At 72.9% G+C, this 18,735-nt stretch carries 10 protein-coding genes; 1 reads left to right on the forward strand and 9 read right to left on the reverse strand.

What is annotated here, in order from left to right:
* Positions 1–24 precede the first annotated feature (24 nt).
* The 3 genes from ACFW22_RS09315 to ACFW22_RS09325 are packed head-to-tail and all read right to left on the reverse strand — an operon-like array spanning position 25 to position 12,073.
* Complete coding sequence (locus ACFW22_RS09315; RefSeq protein ID WP_386400926.1) at positions 25–7,431, reverse strand: MupA/Atu3671 family FMN-dependent luciferase-like monooxygenase; 7,407 nt, start codon at positions 7,429–7,431, stop codon at positions 25–27.
* Complete coding sequence (locus ACFW22_RS09320) at positions 7,428–10,787, reverse strand: type I polyketide synthase (RefSeq protein ID WP_386400928.1); 3,360 nt, start codon at positions 10,785–10,787, stop codon at positions 7,428–7,430. Before ACFW22_RS09320 ends, ACFW22_RS09315 begins: the two co-directional genes overlap by 4 nt.
* Positions 10,784–12,073: an MFS transporter gene (locus tag ACFW22_RS09325; RefSeq protein ID WP_386400930.1), complete on the reverse strand. Its 1,290-nt coding sequence runs from the start codon at positions 12,071–12,073 to the stop codon at positions 10,784–10,786. The genes ACFW22_RS09320 and ACFW22_RS09325 overlap by 4 nt, the downstream gene beginning before the upstream one ends.
* Positions 12,074–12,369: 296 nt before the next feature.
* On the opposite strand from ACFW22_RS09325, the gene ACFW22_RS09330 reads away from it, so the two are divergent.
* Positions 12,370–12,591, forward strand: coding sequence for a LuxR C-terminal-related transcriptional regulator (locus ACFW22_RS09330; protein WP_386400932.1), 222 nt, complete (start codon positions 12,370–12,372; stop codon positions 12,589–12,591).
* Between the two features lie 76 nt (positions 12,592–12,667).
* Here ACFW22_RS09330 and ACFW22_RS09335 read toward each other — a convergent pair whose 3' ends face one another.
* From ACFW22_RS09335 to ACFW22_RS09360, 6 genes are all read right to left on the reverse strand, one after another.
* A complete protein-coding gene (locus ACFW22_RS09335; RefSeq protein ID WP_386400934.1) occupies positions 12,668–13,669 on the reverse strand; it encodes a GNAT family N-acetyltransferase in 1,002 nt (333 codons plus the stop codon).
* 132 nt (positions 13,670–13,801) lie between these two features.
* Complete coding sequence (locus ACFW22_RS09340; protein ID WP_386400936.1) at positions 13,802–15,067, reverse strand: ABC transporter substrate-binding protein; 1,266 nt, start codon at positions 15,065–15,067, stop codon at positions 13,802–13,804.
* Positions 15,064–16,161, reverse strand: coding sequence for a branched-chain amino acid ABC transporter permease (locus ACFW22_RS09345; protein ID WP_386400938.1), 1,098 nt, complete (start codon positions 16,159–16,161; stop codon positions 15,064–15,066). Before ACFW22_RS09345 ends, ACFW22_RS09340 begins: the two co-directional genes overlap by 4 nt.
* A complete protein-coding gene (locus ACFW22_RS09350; protein ID WP_386400940.1) occupies positions 16,154–17,044 on the reverse strand; it encodes a branched-chain amino acid ABC transporter permease in 891 nt (296 codons plus the stop codon). The genes ACFW22_RS09345 and ACFW22_RS09350 overlap by 8 nt, the downstream gene beginning before the upstream one ends.
* Positions 17,041–17,883, reverse strand: a complete 843-nt coding sequence (locus ACFW22_RS09355) for an ABC transporter ATP-binding protein (RefSeq protein WP_386400942.1) — start codon at positions 17,881–17,883, stop codon at positions 17,041–17,043. The genes ACFW22_RS09350 and ACFW22_RS09355 overlap by 4 nt, the downstream gene beginning before the upstream one ends.
* Positions 17,880–18,698 (reverse strand): ABC transporter ATP-binding protein, encoded by an 819-nt coding sequence (locus ACFW22_RS09360; protein ID WP_386400945.1) that lies wholly within the window; start codon positions 18,696–18,698, stop codon positions 17,880–17,882. The genes ACFW22_RS09355 and ACFW22_RS09360 overlap by 4 nt, the downstream gene beginning before the upstream one ends.
* Positions 18,699–18,735: the final 37 nt, after the last annotated feature.

The following is an 18,735-nucleotide window of genomic DNA, read 5'->3' on the forward strand; positions in this document are numbered from 1 at the left end:
TCCTCCCGGGGCCCTTGTCCGTTCTCAGGACCGTGACCGTCCCCCTCGGTCGCGGAGGGCCTGCCGGACCTCCTTCGCCAGCAGCTCGGCGTAGTCGCGCACCCAGCCCTCCACCGTCGTGACGTCCCACAGGTCGGCCGTGTACTCGACGAACCCCGTCAGCACGTCCCCGGCGGGGATGAGCCCGAAGCTGAGCTCCCGGCGGGAGGCGGCGGGGGCGAGGTCTTCGACGGACACGGTCACGCCCGGCAGCTCGATGTCCGTCTCCAGGGAGTTCTGGTAGGCGAAGCCGACCGGGAGCCGGTCGGGCACCTCCACCCCGAGCTGCTCGCGGAAGGCCGCCACGAGTTCCCGGCGCTCGACGGTGTGGTCGATGCCCTGGGCCGAGGCGAGTGCCACCTGGTCCACCAGGGCCGCGAAGGAGTCGGCCGCGCCGACCCGGACCCGCAGCGCCATCGGGACGACCGTGCAGGCCACGAGCGATTCGAACTCCTCGCTCTCGCGGTTGGCGTAGGACACGTCCAGGAGGACGTCTCCCTGTCCGGACAGGTCGGCGAGGAGTCGGCCCAGGGCCGCCGCGGTGACCGCGTACGGGGTGGTGCCACGGCGTCTGGCCAGTGCCTCCACGTCCTTGCGCACGTCGGCGGGCACGGTGAACACATGGACGGCGCCCTTCCCGCTGGGCGCTCCCGGCCGCGGCCGGTCCAGCGGCAGTTCCAGGCGGAAGGGGGCGTCGCCGAGCTCGCGCACCCAGTAATCCGCCCTACGGGCCTTGTCCGTCTTGCGGCTGCCGTCGGTGTCGCGGGTGCGGTCCCGCTGCCAGCGGGCGTAGGCGGTGGGCTGCGGCGATGCCGTCCCCAGGGGGTCGGGTACGCCTTCGACGGCCGCGCCGTAGAGCGCGGCCAGCTCCTTCAACAGGATGCTGACCGCCCACCCGTCGCAGGTGGAGTGGTGCAGGACGGTCAACAGCACCCACGTCGTGTCCTCGGTGCGCATCAGGCGGAACACCGGGGCGACCCCCCGGGACAGGTCGAAGGGCGTCTCCGTGGCCTCCGTGCTGATCCGCTCCACCTCCGTCTCGCGTGCCTCACGGGTCCACGCGGTGAGGTCGTCGACCGGCAGGTCCACGGGGCGGGCCCGCAGCACTTCCTGTTGCCACTCCTCGCCCGCGCCGGTGTAGCGGGTGCGCAGCGACTCGTGCCGCTCCACGAGCCGGGTCAGCGCGGTGCGCAGCGCGGCTACGTCGAGGGAACCGGAGAAGGTCAGCCGCATGACCACGTTGAACACCTGGGGCAGCGGGTGCCGGTGGTGCATGACCGCGAAGCCGGCCTGCTGGGACGTGGCCGGAGCCCGGTCCTCCACGGTCCCGGCGTCGGCCGGATCCGCAGGATTCGCGGGATCGCGGTGGGTGGCCGTGCCCTCCAGGTGGGCGACCATGGCCCGCAGTGTCGGCTCGCGGTAGAAACGCGCCATCGGGTATTCGATCCCGTATTCCGCGCGGACCCGGTTCATCAGCCGGATCGCGGTGATCGAGTGTCCACCGAGGTCGAAGAACGAGGCGTCGGGCTCGATGGCGTCGGTGTTCGTGCCGAGCTGGGCGGCCCAGACGGCCCGTAGCCGTTCCTCGGCGCCCTCCCCGTCCGCCCCGGCGGCGGAGCCCTGCGGGGCCGGGGCCGCCGGGGGAACGGAGCTGGTGGCGCCCGGTGCGGCGGTGCCCGGTGCGGCGGTGACGATCCCGGGGTCGGGCAGGGCCGAGCGGTCCAGTTTGCCGTTGACCCCGATCGGGAGTCGTGCCAGGACCGCCCATGCCCGCGGTACGAGATATTCCGGCAGTTTCGCGGCCAGTTCGTCGGTCATGAGGTCGGCGAAGGCCTGCCGGTCGGCGGCGGCTTCCCCGATCGGGTCGGCGGGGACGACGAACGCGGCCAGGTACGCCTCGCCCCGGCCGTCCCGACGGGCGAGCACCACCGCGTCGCGCACGCCGTCGAGACCGCCGAGGGCGTGGGAGACCTCTTCCGGTTCGACCCGGTACCCCCGGACCTTCACCTGGTCGTCGATCCGTCCCCGGAACTCCAGGCTCCCCTCCGGCGTCCACCGCACGAGGTCGCCCGTCCGGTACATCCGGTCCCCCGGGGCGCCGGCGGGGTCCGGCGGGAAGCGCTCCTCGCTCGTCCCGGGCCGGTGCAGATAACCGCGGGCCACGCCCGCGCCGCCCACGTGGAGCTCTCCCACGGCGCCGACCGGGACGGCTTCGCCCGACGGGTCCAGCACCCGCAGCCGGACGTTGTCGACGGGGCGGCCGATCGCGATCTCCGCGCCGTCGGGGGTGACGGTCTCGGCGGTGCACAGCACGGTGGCCTCGGTGGGGCCGTACACGTTGAGCACCTCGTAGGGCGTGTCCGGGCGCGGGCGGACGCGCATCACGTCGCCCCCCATCAGCAGGTGGCGCAGCGGTGGCTGGTCGTCCGCCGGGAGTTCCAGCACCGCCTCGCCCAGGGCCGTCGGCAGGACGGAGAAGGTGACCCGCTCGGCCGCGTACCAGCGCGCCAGGGCCAGCGGGTCCTTGCGTACGGTGTCGTCGGCGATGGTGAGGGAGGCGCCGGCGGTCAGGGCCGGCCAGATCTCCAGGACCGCGGCGTCGAAGCTCTGGCTGCAGACGAGTGCGCTGCGGTCGGCGGCCGTGAATCCGAAGCGGCGCCGGTGCCACTGGCACAGGTTGACGACGCTGCGGTGTGCCACCGCGACGCCCTTGGGGGCGCCGGTACTGCCGGAGGTGTGGATGACGTAGCAGAGCGACGTCGGGTCCGGGGTCCCGGGAACGGCGGTGCCCTGTGGGCGGTCGTCGGGGGTCACGACAGCCAGGCCCGGGGGCAGCGTCAGGGCGGCGGCCCCGGAGCGGGTGGTCACCAGGGTCCGGGCCCCGCACTCGGCGATCACCGCCTCGGCCCGGGCCCGGCCCAGGGACGGGTCCAGTGGCACATAAGCGCGGCCGGACTTCATCGCGGCGAGCATGGCCACGACGAGATCCGCCGAGCGCGGCAGCCACAGGACGACCGTCTCGTCGGTGCGGGCGGGCCCGCTCCGCTCGCGGATCGCGGTGGCGAGCCGCTCGGCCCGCTCCTCCAGCTCGCGGTAGGTCAGCTCCGTGCCGCCGTCGATCACCGCAGTGCGGTCAGGTGCGGTCGCGGCCCGGCGGGCGACCAGCGCGTGCACGGTGGTGTCCTCCAGCGCCCGCGCCGGTCCGCGCTGCCACGCCTCCGGTACGGCGTCTCCGTCCGTCACCGGAGCGGTGAGGCGGGACAGCGGGGTCTGCTGGTCGTCGGCGGCCGCTTCGAGGAGTTCCCGGAACGTTCCGAAGAACCGCTCGACGGTGTCGGCGTCGAACAGGTCGGTGTTGTACTCCAGATGGCAACGGATGCCCTGCGGCTGGTCCGTGAAGTAGACCGCGAGGTCCGTCAGGGCCTTGTCCGGCCCGGCGTCCAGGGGCGTGGCCGCCACCCCGGGCAGCTCGAAGCGGAACGGCTCGTCGCCCTCGAACTCGGCGAGTACCTGGAAGACGGGCGTGCGGTCGGTCACCCGCCGGGGCGCGAGCGCGCGCACCACTTCCTCGAACGCCACGTCCGCGTGGTCGTACGCGTCCAGGGTGACCGAACGCACCCGGCCGAGCAGGGCGGCGAACGTGGGATCGCCGGAGAGGTCGAAGCGCGGCGCGAGGGTGTTGACGAAGAACCCGAGCAGATCGGCCGCCTCCTGCGGCCTGTTCGTCATCGGCACGCCGATGACGACGTCCTCCTGCCCGGTGACCCGGTGCAGCATGGCCGCGTACCCGGCGAGCAGCGTCATGAACAGGGTGGAGCGGTGGGCGCGGCTCACTTCCCGTAGCCGCTCGGACAGCCCGGCGTCCAGGGTGTGGAACACCGCCCGGCCGTTCGACGTCATCGTCTCGGGCCGCGGCCGGTCACAGGGCAGATCCAGGACCGGCAGCTCGCCGTCGAGGGTCTTCAGCCAGAAGGCCAGGTCGTCGGCGGCCTTGGGGTCGTCGAGAGCCGCGAGCTGTTCGCGGGCGTGGTCGGCGTAGCTCCGGTCGATCACGGGGAGGGCGGCGGGGACGCCGTCGGTCTCCGCCCGGTACAGGGCGGACAGGTCGCGGGCCAGGACGGCGGCCGAGGCCGCGTCGACCACGATGTGGTGGAGGGACAGGACGAGCACGTGGCGCTCCTCGGCCAGTGCGACCAGCCGGGTGACGAAGAGCGGCCCGTTCTCCAGGTCGAAGAGGCGCGCGCTCTCGGCGTCCAGGACCCGGCGCACCGCGTCGTGCGGCCCCGTGCCGTCGACCACCGCGAAGTCCGGTTCGCCCGGGGTGCGCACGAGCTGCCGCGGCTCGTCGCCGACCTGGCGGAAGACGGTGCGCAGCCCTTCGTGCCGCGCCACGAGGCCGCGCAGCGCGGAGTGCAGGGCGGGTACGTCGAGGGGGCCGTCGAGGCGGATGGCCTTGGTCTCGTTGTAGGCGGTGCGGCCCGGCAGCAGGCGCTCCAGGACCCAGATGCGCGTCTGGCCGGGCGAGAGCGGGGCGACGTCGCTGAATCCTGCTTCGGTCCCGGTCCCGGTCCCGGTTTCGGCGGTGGTTCCGGCTCCGGTTCTGACGGTGACGGGAGCGGCGGCGGGACGGGGGGACTCCGCGTACCGGCGGCGCAACGCGTCGAGGTGGGTGAGACCGGCGCGCAGCGCGTCCGGCGCCACCCCGAAGTCGACGAGGGAGACGATCTCGTCGGCGCCGGCCGAGGTCACCTCGTCGACGACGCGGGAGACGCTGTCCGCCGATCCGATCAACGCGCGCTGGTCGCAGTAGCGGTCGTAGGCACGGTGGAACACCGCGTGCAGGTCGTCCTCGCTGAGCCCGGACAGGTCGGTCTTGTGGCCGAGGCTGTTGGTGACGCCGCCGAACAGCGAGAGGGAGGACCGCATGTAGCGCGACAGCGGCTCGTACGCCTCGGCCCGCGCGGTGGCGTGGTCGGCGGTCAGGTAGGTGTGCAGCAGCACGGCCACCCGACCGGTGTCCGGGTCCAGGCCGTGCTCGGCGCGCGTACGGCGGTACAGCGCGATGTTGTCACGCAGCTGCTCGACGCTCTGGGTCATCAGATTGGTGATCACGCCCAGGCCGTTGCGGGCCGCGAGCTCGTACGAGGCGGGGTTGCCGACCACCGCCGTGTACAGGGGCGGGGTGTCCTGGACGGGCCGGGGGAAGAGCCTGATGTCGTCCTCGCCGTCCCCGGTGGTGCGTCGCACGGCTTCGCCCCGCCAGAGCCGGCGCACCTCGTCCAGCTGGTCGTACATCAAGTCCCGGTGCCGGCCGAACCGGTCGGGGAAGAAGGCGAAATCACGGGCGTGCCACCCGCTCGCGACGCCGAGCCCGATCCGTCCGCCGGAGAGGTTGTCGACCATCGACCACTCCTCCGCGACCCGGATCGGGTCGTGGAGGGGGAGGACGACGGAGCCCGCGTTGAGTCGGATGCGCTCGGTCTCGCGGGAGAGCGCGGCGGCGAGCACGGCGGGGTTGGGGAAGAGGCCGCCGAAGGAGTGGAAGTGCCGCTCGGGCGTCCAGAGTGCGTGGAAGCCGTGCCGGTCGGCGAAGCGGGCCGTTTCCAGGACGAGTTCGTACGTGCCGTAGCGGGGGGCTTCGTCCTGCGGGTAGTCGCCGAAGAAGCAGATGCTGAAGTCGGGGGTGCGAGGGGTGCCGCCCGCCCGTGGGGACGTGGCCGGGCGGGTCACGACGGAGTTCCGGACCCTGGCGGACACGGTCGGTGACGTCGCCGCCACCGCGGGGACCTCCACCCGAGCCGGCCCCGGGACCGGTGCCGAGGTGTGTGCCGGGACCGGCGCCGGCCGCGCCGGCCCGCCCGGGAAGAATCCGGCCCCGCGCAGCTCGCGCAGTGAGTCCTTCACCGCGTCCGTGATGAACTCGATGTCGCCGTCGGTGTGGGCGGTGGACAGGAAGAAGTTGCGCCATTCCCACACGTGCACGCCGCGCAGCATGAGGTGGTGGTACAGGAGCTCCATGTCGACGCGGTGCTCGAAGCGGAACTGGGAGCCGAAGTGGCTCATCCGCAGCGGGAACTCCTCCGCCTCGAAGAAGGCGTTGAGCGCGGCCGCCATCTCTCCGGTGCGGGCGTTGAGCCGCTCCTGGAGGGTGGGGCTGTGATCCTTGAGGTGGGTCAGGACGGCGCGCGCCGCCACCATCGACACCGGGTGCTGGATGTACGTACCGCCGAAGAACGTGGTGTCGGCGGGCGGGTAACTGTCGTCGCCGTAGCTCCAGTAGCCGCCGTCGACGCCGTCCATGATGTCGGCGCGACCGGCGATGGCCCCGATCGGGAAGCCGCCGCCGAGGAGCTTGCCGTAGGTCGCGAGGTCTGGGGTGACTCCGTAGAGCTCCTGGGCGCCGCGCAGAGCGGGGCGGAAGCCGGTCAGCATCTCGTCGAACATCAGCACGATGCCGTGGCGCCGGGTCAGCTCGCGCAGCTCGCGGACGAAACCGACCGGCTGGAGGGCGGGGTGCCGGCTCTGTACGGGCTCGATCACGACCACGGCGATGTCGGCCGCGTGCCGCTCGATCACGTCCAGGCTCGCCCGGCTTCCGTAGTCCAGGACCAGCAGGTCCGCGACGGCGCTGTGCGGGATGCCGCTGGAGACGGGCACGGTGACCCGATCGCTTCCGGACCCCGAGGAGCGGCCGAGGACGCCGTCGGCATGGCCGTGGTAGGCACCGTTGAAGACGACCATCTTGGTGCGGCCGGTGGCGGCGCGGGCGAGGCGGATCGCACCGGAGTTGGCCTCGGTCCCCGAGTTGGCGAAGGCCACCCGCTCCATGCCGGTCAGTTGGGCCAGCAGCTCGGCCGCTTCGCCGGTTTCGACGGCGCGCGGACCGAGCTGGACGCCGCGGGAGAGGTGCTCGCGGACCGCCTCGGTCACGAACGCCGGTTCGTGACCGAAGAGGAGCACGCCGAAGCCCATGGTGATGTCGACGTAGCGGTTGCCGTCGACGTCCTCCAGCGAGGAGCCGCTCGCCCGCCGCCCGGCGATCGGGTACAGCATTTCCTTCGTGCCGCCGCGGAAGCCGACGACGGCACGGCTGTCGGCCAGCACCCGTCGGTAGCGCTGGGCGGTCTCCTTCGACGTCGGGGTCTTGGCCGTGTACCGGCGGACGAGGTCGTCGAGGTGGTCCTGCTGCGACCGGGGAGAGGCGCCCTGGACCATGCCGGAGGAGCGTGTGACGCTCACCCGGGGTCCGTGCACGCGCGCCTCGGCCGGCTTCAGGGGTTCCGGCGCCCGGGGCTCCGGGGCCGCCAGCTGCTGCGTGATGCGCCGGGAGAGTTCGGCCATGGCCGCCAGGTCCTGGTCGAGGGCCGCCGAGGCGGCGTCGAGGGCGCTCAAGGGGACACCGTGCCGTTCGACCCGGCCGTCAGGGCGGTGGTCTGGAGGGACAGCAACTGCGACAACTGGGACATCATCTGCAGCTGTATCTGCGATATCTGGTGCAGCTTGTGGGCCAGGTCCTCCAGTTCGCCGCGCGTGGCGTACTCCGGTGCGGCGGGGGCCACGGGCCCGGGTACGACCGTGCCCTCCGGTCCTGGAACGACGGCCCGGGGTGCGGCGGTCGCGGATGCGAACGGCGCCGGGGCCGGGACCGCTGGCCGAAGCCGTTCCGGTGCGCCCTTTGTCGCCGTCCCCGAGGCGGGGGCCGGCGGCGGCGGTCCGGTCATCCGGCTGACGATGAGCTCCGCGAGCTGCTGCGGGGTGCCCGTCTCCTCGAACAGCTCCCTCATTCCCACCTTGACGTGGTGCTCCTGCTCCAACTGGCGCAGCACGCTGATCATCTGCAGCGAGTCCGCGCCGAGGTCGAAGAACGACGTCTCGCCGGTGATCGCCTCCGGGTCACAACTGAGATACCTGGCGGTCAGCTCCACGATGTTCCGGACGACGTGCTGGACTGCTGCCTCGTGCTGTGCCACTACGGCTTCCTCTCTCGCTGGTGCTGCTGACCGGACGGTCGACGGCGCCGGGCCCGTCCAGTGGTCCTTGTGCTGGAATCGGTAGCCGGGCAGGGGGATCCTGCGCCCCCCGGTGCCCTCCACGAGCGCCTGCCAGCGGATGTCCGCCCCGGCGCAGTACAGGTCGCCCACCGCCGACCACAGCGCCGCGATGCCGGCCCCGCGGCGCAGCGACGGCACCGGACGGGCCCCGGGCAGAACGCGGCGCGCCAGGCCGCAGAGCGTGGTGTGCGGGCCGATCTCGACGAGCGCGGCGGGCTCCCGCTCGCCGAGCCCGTGCAGCGCCCGGTCGAAGCGCACCGGTTCGCGCGTCTGCCGCACGAGGTAGGCGGCGTCCGGCGTCCAGCCCGGCGGGTGGGTCGCCCCGTCGAGCCCGCTGACGAAGGGGACCGTGACCGGACGGAACGCCACCTTCTCCAGGACGGTCCGCAAGGGTTCCACCACCGGGTCCATCAGGGCGGTGTGGAAGGCGCGGGTCACGGCCAGCCGTTCACCGTGCAGGCCGCGTTCCGCCAGCAGCGCGCACAGCTTCTCCACGGCTGCGACGGGCCCCGCCAGCACCTGGCTCCGTTCGCCGTTGGTGACGGCGAGCTCCAGTCCCGGTATCCCGGCGGCCAGCGCCTGGGCGGTCGGTCGGTCGACCGGTACCGCGACCATCCCGCCCGGGGCGCAGTGCCGTTGCATCAGCCGGCCGCGCTCGGCGGTCAGCCACAGTCCGTCCTCGGAGGACAGGGCTCCGGCGGCGCACAGGGCCGCGTACTCGCCCACGCTGTGCCCGGCGACGGCATCCGGCGCGACGCCGGCGTCGCGCCACAGCCGGACGAGCGCGCACTGCAGCGCGAACAGGGCGGGCTGCGCGGTGTCGGTGGGCCATGCGGCCTCGGACCGCGATGCGGTGCCAGCACCGGCACTGGCACCGCCACCGGCGCCGAGGAGCCCGTCGAGCAGCGAGCCGCCGTACAGCTCGCGGTACTGGCGCTCACAGGTGTCGAGCACCTCGCGCACGACGGGGAAGCGTTCGTACAGCGGCCGGGCCATGCCGGGGTACGGGGCCGCCTGCCCGGTGAACATGAACGCGGAGCCCGCCGTGGGATCACGGGGCAGCGTCCCCGTCGTCACCGCCGCCGGGCCCGGCGCGGGGGCACGGGCCGCCAACCAGGTGTCGAGGGCGTCGGCGAGGGCGTCGGGAGTCGCGCCCCGGGCCGCCAGCCGGTGCCGTCCGTGGGCACGGCCGAGCGCGGTGGTGGTGACGAGGTCCGCGAGGTACGTCCCGGGGCGCTGGCGCAGGTGGTCGCGGAAGGCGCGGGCATGGGCGGTCAGCGCCTCCTCGTCGCTGCCGGACAGCACCAGCACCCCCGGCGCGGCGGCCCGGCCGCTGCGCGGTGCGGGCTCGGGCGCCTCCTCGAGAATCAGGTGCACATTGGTGCCGCCCACCCCCAGCGAGGTGACTCCCGCGCGGCGAGGAGTCTCGCCCCGTGGCCACGGGCGGGGTGACTCGGGGATGTAGAAGGGGCTGCCGGCCAGCGTGAGGAGCGGATTGGGTCGGCTGAAGTTCGCCATCGGCGGGATGACACCGTGCTTGAGGACGAGCAGCGTCTTGATCAGCCCCGCCAGGCCCGAGCCCACGTCGAGATGGCCGATGTTGGCCTTCGTCGAACCGAGCGCGCAGTAGCCGGCCCGGTCGGTGTCCTCGCGGAAGGCGGCCACGGCGCCGTCGAACTCGATCGGGTCACCCTTGCGGGTGCCCGTCCCGTGGGTTTCGAGGTAGCCGATGGTCTCCGCGCCGACGCCCGACCGCTCCAGGGCCCGGCGGATGGCCGCCCGCTGGCCCGTCGCGCTGGGGGCGGCGTAGGCCTTCTTGTCCGCACCGTCGTTGGTGACGCCCCAGCCCCGGATGACGCCGTGCACCGTGTCCCCGTCGGCGACGGCCCGGTCCAGCCTCTTGAGCACGACGGCCGCGACGCCCGTGCCGCCCACGGTGCCGTCGGCGTCCGCGTCGAACGCCCGCACCCGCCCGCTCCTGGAGAGGATCGAGCCCTTGACGTAGTCGTAGCCCAGCACCTGGGGCACGTGCACGGCCGTGGCGCCGGCGAGGGCGATGTCGCAGTCGTCGAGGAGCAGCGCCTGCGCGGCCTGCTGTACGGCCACCAGGGAGCTGGAACAGCCGGTCTGCACGCTGATGGCCGGTCCGGTGAGCCCGAGCCGGAAGGACACCCGCGTCGCGGTGAAGTCGGTGTAGTTGCCGATCATGACCTGCATCCTGGACAGCCAGTCGTCGGCGACCTCGCTCCGCAGGACGTTGTTCAGCAGGTAGTGCTCCATGGAGTACAGGTGGTACCCGGTGGTGGCGTAGACGCCCACGCGCGAGCCGTCGCGCTCCCCGGGGTATCCGGCGTTTTCCAGCGCGTGCTGGGCGCACTCCAGGAACATCCTGTGCTGTGGGTCGGTGAGCTGTGCCTCGCGGGCGCTCATCCCGAAGTGCCGCGCGTCGAATCCGGCGATGTCCTCCAGCAGTCCGCTGGCCGCGACGAACTCCGGTGCCCGGTACCGGTCCGCGGGGACGCCCGCGGCGGCGAGTTCCGAGTCGGTGAAGCGGGTGATGCTGTCCGTGCCGTCGTGGATGATCCGCCAGAACTCCTCGGGCGTGTCCGCCCCCGGGTAGCGGAAGTCCAGGCCGATGACGGCAATCCGGGTGTCGGCGGGGAGGGCGGGGGATGAGGAGGGGGCGGGGAGGTTCATGAACGGCTTCCTTCCGCTGGGGAGTTGCCCCGGTCCGGCTCGGGCCCCTCGCCCGCCCCCGTGTCCTTCCGCCCCGCCGAGGGGGTGTCGCGCCGCACGAAGAGGGTGGCGAGCAGGCCGGTGCACAGGGCGATCGCGAGACCGTGGAAGACGGCCACGACGGGCAAGGGTGCGAGGTACTCCAGCAGGGCCGCGCTGACGATCATCCCCAGGCCGAAGCCGGCGTTCTCGGCGGAGGCCGACAGTCCGAAGAGGCGACCGCGCTGCTCGTCGGGGGCGGCCTGCAGCCGGGTGACGTACACGATCTCCGTGAACCCGTCGGCCATCCCGGCGATCAGGGCGACCAGCACGGCGAGGACCGTGGGCAGGCCGGTGAAGACCACGATGAAGGCCGCCGACATCACGATCGAGCCGAGCGCGAAGGCCCGCTCTCCTGGGCTGCGTCCGTGTCCACCACTGCCCATGACGCGACCGAACAGTTGCTGGGCGACGATGGTGCCGATGGCCCAGGTCGCCCAGAACTGACTGATGAACGTCGCCGGATGGTCCGGGTCCAGGCCGCCGGAGTAGATGGGCAGGGCCACGTTGTGGGAGGAGGAGCCCAGCCCGTCGATCGCGCGGATCACGATCATCACCGCGAGCAGCGGAGCCGTCCGCAGCAGCGTCCGGTACGCCCACCGGCCGCCGTCGGACTTCTCGGCCGCACCGGTCCCGTCCCGCTCGTCCTCGGCGGCCCGGGTACGGACGGGCAGCAGGAAGAGGATCGACGCGGAGACCACGAAGGTGGCCGCGTCGAGGGCGAACGCCGTGGAGTAGCCGAACTGGGCCACGACCACGCCCGACGAAGCGAACCCCACGATCATGGCGAGCGAACGACCGGTCACCAGAAGGCCGTTGGCCCGGGCGCGGTGATCGGCCCCGACGATCTCCGGGACGCTGCTGCGCAGCGCCACCTGGGACAGGGTCGAGCAGAATCCGCTGACCGCCGCCAGGGCGAAGAGCAGCGCGACCCGCCCGCCGTCGGGGGCGAGCAGCAGCACCAGCAGCGCCGCGGCCTGGGCGAGGTCGGCGCCGACCATCAGGCGCTTGCGGTCGTGCAGCGAGACGAGGCGGCCGCTGACGAATCCCGAGACGACGTTGGTTCCCAGGCGCACCGCCATGAAGAGACCCGTGGTCAGCGCGCTGCCCGTCACGTGGTAGACAAAGACGTTCAGCGCCACCATGTTCAGGAAGCTGCCGTACGCCGAGATCGCGTTGCCGACGACGAGCAGACGGAAGTGCCCCACGCGCGTTCCCCCTCCAACCGGGCCTTCGGGCGCCTCCGCGGACGACGGCGACAGCCCCTACACTCGCTCGGTTCGAAGGTGGCCTGGAGCCCCGCGAATTGGTGACTTGACCTCTGATCAACCTTGCGGCATAGGGATGTTGGGAGTGCGGGGCGACTGCCTACTCGCGTCCGGTAATGCTGTGATGAGATCCTGTCGCGTGTAACGCACAGGAAGCGTGCACGTGCAGAGGGGCGGAAACCGTGGGCCACCCACACCTGTCGGCTCCACCGCCCCCGTTCTCATGGAGAGAAGAGATGTCCGGCCACAGAGTCCAGAGCGGGCCACCCAGCCTGTCGCCCCGTGAGCTCGAGGTGTTGGCCCACATAGGCGCCGGCCTGACCCATCACCAGATCGCCAGGCGCCTGGGCATCAGCGTGCACACCGTCGACACGTACACCCGCCGCATCCGGGCCAAGCGCACCGCGCCGACCCTGGCCGATCTGGTGCGTCTCAGCGTCACCCAGGACGGCGTCTGATCCGCGCCCGCGTGGGCGCTGTCGCGCTCCACGGAGCCGCCCGGTAACCGCACACGCGTGATGTGACACCGGAGTACTAGCCGAGACGCTTGTAGTAGAGCGTGGTGGCGCGCAGCACGCCGGCCGGATCGGCGGCGAAGTCGGGGATCGTGCCCGCGGCCGTCCAGCCCGCACCGCGGTAGAGGCGCTCGGCGGGACTGTCGGTCTGGGTGTCCAGGACGAGCAGGCCGAGGCCGGTCGCGGCGGCGTGGGCCTCGGCCGTGGCGAGCAGGCGGGAGCCGAGGCCGCGGCCGCGCGCGGAACGGTGGACGAGGAGCCGGGCGATCTCCCCGCGGTGGCGGCCGTTGGCGGTGCCGGTGCGGACGAGCGTCACGACGCCGGCCAGGCTCCCCCCTGCGGTGCGGGCCACCCAGACGTCCCGTACGCCCCGTGCGGTCTCCTCGGCGACCCGGAGCCACCAAGCGGTCGCCTCGGCGGTCTCCAGGGGAGCCAGGAAGCCGACGGAGGCCCCGCCCTCCACGGCGTCCACCAGGAGTGCGGCGAGGCCTGTCGGAGCATGTGCCCGCACGGCGTCCGGGGAGAGCCTCTCGACGACGTCGAGCGGCCGTTCCAGGCAGAGCAGGTCGGGGCGCTCGTCCCAGCTGGGGACGGTCTCGAAGCCGAGGGCGCGGTAGAGGGCGAGCGGTTCCTCCCGCCAGGACCAGACGGTGAGGCGCACCGCGGGCGCCCCGGAGGCCTCGGCCCGGCGGAGCGCCTCGGCCATGAGCCGCTTCGCCAGTCCCTTCCGCCGGGCCCCGGGCGCGACCCAGAGCCGCTTGATCTCGGGTGCACGGCCCTCGTGGGGCGCCTTGAGCACGACACAGCCGGCCGGCTCCCGTACACCGGCCGGGACGGCGAGCAGGACCGTGTCGGCGGAGAACGCGACGGCCGGGTCCTCGACCTCACGGCGGTATGCGGCCGGGAGCTCGGCGACGGTCGTCACGGCCGCCCCCTTCTCCTCCTGGTTGGCCAGGTGGTAGGCGCCGAGCAGGTCGGCGAGGCGGGGGTGGGAACGGTTCTCCTCGATGTGCGTGTGCATGGGCCCGAGCTTCACACGACCGTGTTTCCGGTGCGTGACGTGCCGTGCCGTGCCGCACCGGCCCGGAGCACGGTGTGCACCCGGGACCGGTGTGCTACGGGCTTCCGTTCCTCCCCTGGTGGGGCCCGGGGGTCAGGGGGCGTAGGTCTTGGCGGCTTCGGAGACGAAGGGCTGCCGGACCGTGCGCATCCCGCCCGGGACGGAAGCGTCCGGTTGGAGGATGACGGACTCGCGGGACGAGGGTGCCGTCGGGTCGCCGAGGTCATGGACCATGCCGAAGCCGACGTCGTGGGCGTTCATCGACAGGAGGGCCCTGTCGACGCCCTCGCGGGTCAGGTCCTTGGCGAGGCAGGCCTTCTTGAGGGCCTCGCCGAAGACGCTCACGGCGGTCCAACCGGCGACGATGCCGTTGTCGAGGCCGTCGGCCGGGTAAGCGGCCCGGTAGTCGGCGACGAGCTTCTCGGCGGTCGGGGTGTCGGCACCGATGGGGAGGCTGGGCGAGGCGAACCAGTACATCTCCTGCAGGGCGGGGCCGGCCTGGGTGCCGAGGAGCTGTGGGGCGAAGGCCGAGTTGTTGCCGACGACCGGGACCTTGAGGCCGGTGGCGGCGGCGACGCCGACGAGGGAGGCGGCCTGGCGGGGCCCCGCGCTGATGACGACGGCTTTGACCCCGGCCTGCTTGAGCGCGGCGACCTGCGCCGACATGTCGTTGTCGGTGGGCTTGATCTTCTGCTCGACGACGGTCAGCCCCGCCTTGTCGGCCGCGTACTTCGCACCCTTCAGCGCGTTCTCCCCGTAGTCCCCCTCGAAGTAGACGTGCCCGAGTTTGTCCCCCGCTTTGAGCCCCTTCTCGGTCAGCAGGAAGTCGACGGCGTTGATCGTCTCCACGTCGTACGTCGAACCCAGGACCCGGATGTACGGGGAACCGAGCAACGAGGCCGACCAGGCCTGCGGCAGCACCAGGCCCTTGTCCTGGCCGTCGACCCGCTGCTTGACGGCCGCGACGAACGGGGAGCCGATGAACTGGGCGTAGCCGAGGACCTTCGGCTCCAGTTCCGTGTAGGCGGCGAGTGCCTTCTGGGGGTCGTAGCCGTGGTCCCGCACGGTGAGTTCCAGGCGGCGGCCGCAGATCCCGCCGGCGGCGTTGACCTGCTTCACGTACAACTGCTGGGCCTGGGTGACGCTCTTGCCGAGGGTGGCGTACACACCCGTCATGTCGGTGAGCGCACCGAGCGAGATCGTCTCGTCGGTGACGCCCTCGCCGGTCCTCACCCCTCCCGCGCCGGTCTGCTCGCCGTCTCCGTTCTTCGCCTTCGCACTGCATCCGGCGGCGGTGAGCGCGACCAACGCGGCGAGTGCGGCGGCCAGGCCCCGCACGGCGGGTCGTCCGTGGTTCATCGTGCCTCCCCTGAGGGTTGGGTGGGGGTGGGGGTCTTCGGTGTCCGGGCGGCGAGGCGGACCAGGCCGCCGGGGAGGAACAGCACCACTGCCACGACGGCGGCGCCGTACAGGTAGCGGGCGGCCTCCCCCGGTGCGATTCCGCCCGTCCCGGGAGCCGAGACCAGGGGGAGCGCGTCGCTGTAGCGGGTGAGGAGCTGCGGCAGGAGGGAGACGAAGACGGCTCCGGCGACCGCGCCGGAGACCGAACCGAGACCGCCGATGACGATCATGGCCAGGTATTCGAGGGAGAGCGCCATCCCGAAGTACTCCGGCACCGTGCGCTGGAACACCAGGGCGAGCAGGACGCCCGCGAGGCCCGCGTACACGGAGGACAGGACGAAGACGGCGGCGCGGTGGCGGGCCACGGGGATGCCCATGACCCCGGCGGCGATCCGGTGGTCCCGAAGGGCGTTCATGGCGCGGCCGGGACGGCCCCGGAGCACTCCCCTGGCGAACAGCACCCCGCCCAGGAGCAGTGCGAGGCCCAGGTACCAGAGCTTCTCGACGGCGCCGAAGGGCACCTGGGCGACGAGGAGTTCGCCGTCGTCGAAGGTGAGGCCGAAGAGGGAGAGGGGCGGGACGGCACGGCCGTTGTAACCGCCGGTCAGGTCGTGGGCGTTGAAGAGCAGGTGCTGGCCGATGAAGATCAGGGCGAGGGTGGCTATGCCGAGGTACGCACCCTGCAGCCGGCCCGCGATGGGGCTGAAGACCCCGCCCGCGAGGCCTGCGAGGGCCACCGCGAGGACGGCGGCGAGCCACCCGGGCAGGCCGAGGCCGACCAGGCCGTCGGAGCCGTCCCCGGCGAAGGCGCAGTAGCCGTAGGCTCCCACGGCGAGGAAGAAGGCGTGCCCCATGGAGAGCTGGCCGGTGGAGCCGGTGAGCAGGTTGATGCCGAGGGCGCCGAGGGCGGCGGCCATCGCGAACAGGCCGGCCTGGAGCCAGAACCGGTCCAGGTAGAAGGGGAGGGCGACGAGGACGACGCCGACGGCGGTCCCCCCGTACACCGCGGGGTTGCGGACCCAGGGGGCGCGCCGGGCGAGGGCTTCAGACACGGGCGGACTCCTTCGTGCCGAAGAGGCCGGCCGGACGGATCAGGAGCACCACGACCATCACCAGGTACGGGGCGAGGTCGCCGATGCCCCGACCGAGGAACGCCAGGTCCCCCTGGTACCCGGTGGCGAGGGACTCGGTGACGCCGACGAGGAGTCCTCCGACGAGGGCGCCCGTCGTGGAGTCGAGGCCGCCGAGGATGGCGGCCGGGAACGCCTTCAGCGCGGCCAGCGAAGTGGCCCGTTCCAGACCGGGCGTCGGGAAGACGGTGAGGAAGAGCGCGGCGACGGCGGCGAGCCCACCGGCGACCGCCCAGGCACCGAGCGAGACCCGTCCGAGCCGGATCCCCATGAGGGCGGCGGTCTCCTGCTTCTCGGCGACGGCCCGCATGGCCACGCCCCAGGAGGTGTGTCGGAAGGCGAGGAGGAAGGAGGTGATGAGGAGGGCCGCCGCGAGGAGGGCGGCGATCCGGGTCTCGGCGATCGTCACCGGGCCGAGGGTGACCACGGCGTTCCCCCACGGGTCGCCGAGGGCGAGGATGTCGGTGCCGATCCGGCGGGTCAGCTCGGTGGCGAGCAGGATGTCGACGCCGATGGTGACGATGGCGAGGACGCTGTGGTCGCCGCCCCGGTGGCGGCGCATCACGAGGAACTCGACGGCTGCGCCGACCAGTGCCGCGCCCGCGATGCCGGCGAGCAGGGCGGGCCAGAAGCCGATCTCCTCGTGGAGGACGGCGGTGACGTACCCACCGGCCAGGAGGAGGGAGGCATGGGCGAAGTTGACGACCTCGGTGGCCCGGAAGATGACCACGAAGCCGAGGGCGATGAGGGCGTAGATCGAGCCCAGGGAGACACCGTTGATCAGGAACTCGGCGAAGGTGCTCACGCGGCGGTCTCCCCTCCCAGGTAGGCGCGGACGACCGCGGGGTCGTTCTGGACGTCGGCGGGTGCGCCGTCGGCGATGCGGCGACCGAACTCGAGGACCGTGACGGAGTCGGCGAGCCGCATCACCAGGCCCATGTCGTGCTCGACGAGGAGCACCGAGATGCCGAGGCCGTCGCGGACCCCCGCGATGACGGAGGCGGTGCGGCGCCGTTCGTCCGCGGTCATGCCGGCGACCGGTTCGTCGAGCAGCAGGAGCTCCGGCTCCATGCAGAGGGCGCGGGCGAGTTCGGCGAGCTTCTGCTGCCCGTACGGCAAGGAACCGGCAGGGCGGGCGAGTTGCCGTTCCAGGCCGACGAAGGCGGCGATCTCCCGGACCCTGGCACGGTGACGGGCCTCCTCGCGGGCGGCCGAGGGCAGCCGGAGGCCGGCGGCGAGGAAACCGGTGCGGGTGAGCCGGTGACGGCCCAGCATCAGGCTGTCCTCGACGGTGGCGCGGGGCGGCAGGGCCAGGTTCTGGAAGATCCGGCCGACGCCGAGGTCTGCGATGCGGTGCGGGGGCAGCGCGGTCAGTTCGTGCGGGCCGAGGCGCACGGAACCGGAGGTGGCCCGGTACACCCCGGAGAGGACGTTGAAGCAGGTGGACTTGCCGGCGCCGTTGGGGCCGATGAGGGCGTGGACGGTGCCGGGCCGAACGGTGAAGTCGACGCCGTCGAGGGCGGTGAGCCCGGCGAACCGGACGGTGAGGCCGCGGACTTCGAGGGCCGGTGGGGTGCGGGGCGGTGCGGTGCCGGTCGTGCGGGTGTCGGCGGTCGGAGCAGCGTGCTCCGCACTGTCGCTCATCGGGTTTCCTCCCAGCGGGACAGGACCGGGTGGGCGGTGGTGGCTCCGGCCGCGTCGGCGGCGGCTGCCTCGTCGACGACGCCCAGATAGCGGCGGCGCACCTCGTCGGAGGCGGCGAGTTCGGCGGCGGGCCCGGCGAGGGTGACCTCGCCGACCTCCAGGACGTACGCGAGGGAGGCCAGCCCCAGGGCGAGTGCCGCGTTCTGTTCGACCAGGAGCACGGCCGTTCCCTGGGCGTTGATCTCACGGACGGCGTCGGCGATCCGGGCCGCCATCAACGGGGCCAGACCGAGGGAGGGTTCGTCCAGGAGGAGCAGGCCGGGCGCGGCCATCAGGGCCCGGCCGACGGCGAGCATCTGTTGTTCGCCGCCGGAGAGGAGTCCCGCCGGTTGGCGGGCCCGCTGGGCGAGCACCGGGAAGAGCTCGTGCACCCGGCGCAGCGCGGCGGCCTTCGCGGCCCTTCCGCCACGGCTGCCGAGGGCGCCCGCGCGCAGGTTGTCCTCGACCGTCATCCGGGCGAAGACCTGGCGCCCCTCGGGCACCTGGGAGACGCCGGCGGCGACCACCCGGTCCGGCGGCAGCCCGTCGAGCGGCCGGCCGTCACGGGTCACCGTGCCGGAGACCACGGCGCCGCCGTGGAACCGCAGGGTGCGCGAGACCGCCCGCAGCAGGGTGGACTTGCCGGCTCCGTTGCCGCCCAGGACGGTGACGACGGCACCCTCCGGAACGGTCAGCGACACCCGCCGCAGCGCGTGCACGGGTCCGTATCCCGCCGTCAGGTCCGTCACCTGAAGGGCGGGGGCGGTACCTCCCATGGCTCCCCTTTCCCCGGCCGCCGTGGTCACCCGGCCG

Origin of the sequence: Streptomyces sp. NPDC058872 (assembly GCF_042743065.1) — a bacterium.
Lineage (GTDB): Bacteria > Actinomycetota > Actinomycetes > Streptomycetales > Streptomycetaceae > Streptomyces.

What these genes read in the sequence shown, in the direction of transcription:
- ACFW22_RS09320 (WP_386400928.1), bottom strand. Translation starts at nt 10,787, where the DNA reads ATGAACCTCCCCGCCCCCTCCTCATCCCCCGCCCTCCCCGCCGACACC.
- ACFW22_RS09340 (WP_386400936.1), bottom strand. Translation starts at nt 15,067, where the DNA reads ATGAACCACGGACGACCCGCCGTGCGGGGCCTGGCCGCCGCACTCGCC.
- ACFW22_RS09360 (WP_386400945.1), bottom strand. Translation starts at nt 18,698, where the DNA reads ATGGGAGGTACCGCCCCCGCCCTTCAGGTGACGGACCTGACGGCGGGA.
- ACFW22_RS09335 (WP_386400934.1), bottom strand. Translation starts at nt 13,669, where the DNA reads ATGCACACGCACATCGAGGAGAACCGTTCCCACCCCCGCCTCGCCGAC.
- ACFW22_RS09355 (WP_386400942.1), bottom strand. Translation starts at nt 17,883, where the DNA reads ATGAGCGACAGTGCGGAGCACGCTGCTCCGACCGCCGACACCCGCACG.
- ACFW22_RS09330 (WP_386400932.1), top strand. Translation starts at nt 12,370, where the DNA reads ATGTCCGGCCACAGAGTCCAGAGCGGGCCACCCAGCCTGTCGCCCCGT.